The organism is Veillonella sp. DNF00869 (assembly GCF_001553345.1).
Taxonomy (GTDB): Bacteria; Bacillota; Negativicutes; order Veillonellales; family Veillonellaceae; genus F0422.
The window spans coordinates 1-1,159 of record NZ_KQ960751.1 but is presented as its reverse complement, the minus strand read 5'-3'; the positions used below and the strand labels follow the sequence as shown (position 1 = coordinate 1,159).

General features: G+C 45.3%; 1 protein-coding gene. It reads right to left on the bottom strand.

From position 1 onward, the window contains the following. Position 1: 1 nt before the first annotated feature. The coding region (gene tuf / locus HMPREF3032_RS01190; protein ID WP_062401214.1) for an elongation factor Tu at positions 2–1,159 on the bottom strand (1,158 nt) is incomplete at its 5' end.

Below are 1,159 nucleotides of genomic sequence, written 5' to 3'. Positions count from 1 at the left end.
ATTATGCTTCGATAGCTGTAACAACACCAGCGCCTACTGTATGGCCACCTTCGCGAATCGCGAAACGTAAACCTTCTTCAATAGCGATTGGAGTGATAAGCTCGATGTTCATAGTGATGTTATCACCAGGCATACACATTTCTGTACCTTCTGGTAAGCTGATAACGCCAGTTACGTCAGTTGTACGGAAGTAGAATTGTGGACGGTAGTTGGAGAAGAATGGAGTATGACGGCCACCTTCTTCTTTTGTCAACACGTATACTTCTGCTTTAAATTTAGTGTGAGGTTTGATGGAACCTGGTTTAGCCAATACTTGACCACGTTCGATGTCTTTACGGTCGATACCGCGAAGAAGTGCCCCTACGTTGTCACCTGCTACTGCAGATTCCAAAAGTTTACGGAACATTTCAAGACCTGTAACCGTAGTGCTGGATGGTTCTTCTTGAAGACCAACGATTTCTACTACGTCACCTACGTTGATTTGACCACGTTCTACACGGCCAGTTGCTACTGTACCACGACCAGTGATTGTGAACACGTCCTCTACAGGCATCAAGAATGTTTTGTCTGTGTCACGTTCTGGAGTTGGGATGTATTCGTCAACGCGAGCCATCAATTCGTTGATTGCTTCTACGTATGTAGCGTCGCCTTCTAATGCTTTCAATGCAGAACCTGCCACAACTGGGATGTCATCGCCAGGGAATTCGTAGCTGGAAAGCAATTCACGGATTTCCATTTCTACTAATTCTAACAATTCTTCATCGTCAACCATGTCTTTTTTGTTCATGAATACAACGATAGCTGGTACACCAACTTGGCGAGCTAACAAGATGTGCTCACGAGTTTGTGGCATAGGGCCGTCAGCTGCAGATACAACTAGGATAGCGCCGTCCATTTGAGCAGCACCAGTGATCATGTTTTTAACATAGTCAGCATGGCCTGGGCAGTCAACGTGTGCATAGTGACGAGTGTCTGTTTCGTACTCTACGTGTGCAGTGTTGATTGTGATACCGCGTTCACGTTCTTCTGGAGCTTTGTCGATCATGCTGTAGTCTTGGAAGTCAGCTTGACCTTTTTCAGCAAGAACTTTAGTGATTGCTGCTGTTAAAGTAGTTTTACCATGGTCAACGTGACCGATAGTACCAATGTTAACGTGTGG